The 1,376-nt window shown below is 69.3% G+C and carries 1 protein-coding gene; it reads right to left on the bottom strand.

Annotated elements, in window-relative coordinates; all coding sequences use genetic code 11:
• Positions 1-101: 101 nt before the first annotated feature.
• A partial coding sequence (locus ACCC94_RS29665) for a 3-oxoacyl-ACP reductase (protein WP_413353166.1) occupies positions 102-1,376 on the bottom strand: 1,275 nt, incomplete at its 5' end.

The following is a 1,376-nucleotide window of genomic DNA, read 5'->3' as shown; positions in this document are numbered from 1 at the left end:
CCCTCTCCCCCCGCCCTCTCCCTGAAGGGAGAGGGTTAGGGAGAGGGAAAACCCAGGTAGGGACTGTCAGAGAAAGACAGCTTCCCTACCGAAAAACGCGATCACGCCCCCAGCAAACTCTGCCCACAAACCCGCAGCACCTGCCCGCTCACCGCGCCCGAGCCCGGCTGGGCGAACCAGGCCACGGCTTCGGCGACGTCCTGCGGCAGGCCGCCCTGGCCCATGGAGTTCATGCGCCGGCCGGCCTCGCGGATGGTCAGCGGGATGGCGGCGGTCATCTGGGTCTCGATGAAGCCCGGCGCTACCGCGTTGATGCTGATGCCCTTCTTGCCCAGCGCCGGTGCCCAGGCCTGCGCCAGGCCGATCAGGCCGGCCTTGCTCACCGCATAGTTGGTCTGGCCCATGTTGCCGGCGATGCCGCTGATGGAGGCGAGCAGCACCACGCGCCCATCGTCGTGCAGTTTGCCGGCGTCCAGCAGGGCCTGGGTCAGTACCTGCGGGGCCTTCAGGTTCACGTCGATCACCGAGTTCCAGAACGCCTCGCTCATCTTGGCGACAGTCTTGTCACGGGTGATACCGGCGTTGTGCACCACGATGTCGACGCCGTCCGGCAGCGCCGCCACCAGCTGTACACCGGCATCGGCGGCGCAGATGTCCAGCGCCACGCCACGGCCGCCCAGGCGGGCGGCCAGCGCATCGAGGGCATCCTTGGCCGGCGGCACGTCCAGCAGCACCACCTCGGCGCCGTCACGGGCGAGGGTTTCGGCGATGGCGGCGCCGATGCCACGGGCGGCGCCGGTCACCAGCGCGCGCTTGCCCACCAGTGGGCGGCTCCAGTCCTGCACCTGCTTATCGTAGGCGGCGAGACGCACCACTTGCCCGGACACATAGGCGCTCTTGGGCGAGAGGAAGAAGCGCAGCGCGCCTTCGAGCTGGTCCTCGGCGCCCTTGCCGACGTACACCAGTTGCACGTTGCCGCCCCGGCGGATTTCCTTGCCCAGGGAGCGGCTGAAGCCTTCCAGGCTGCGCTGCACGCTGGCGGCGATGGGGTCTTTGAGCGATTCCGGGGCGCGGCCGAGGATCACCACGTGCGGGCATTTATCCAGGCCCTTGAGGGCGCCCTGGAAGAAGGTGCGCAGCTCGATCGTCTGCTCGAAACGGGTCAGGCCGCTGGCATCGAAGACGATGGCCTTGAGCCTGGGCCCATGCTCGGCGGTCCAGCGCGGCAGGCCGTACTGGCCTTCGCTGAAGGAGAACAGCGCATCGGTCAGGCGTTCGGCGAAGGGCAGCACCGCCTCGTTCAGGTTGCCTTCGCCGCCCAGCAGCAGCGCCCCGTCCACCGGCCGCGTGCGCCCGGCGCTCCAGCGCTCCAGGCG

It is taken from the genome of Pseudomonas sp. Pseusp97 (genome assembly GCF_047304025.1).
In the GTDB taxonomy this organism is placed as follows: Bacteria; Pseudomonadota; Gammaproteobacteria; order Pseudomonadales; family Pseudomonadaceae; genus Pseudomonas.
Note: the sequence above shows the minus strand (reverse complement) of the source record. Positions and strands in the feature narration are given on the sequence as shown.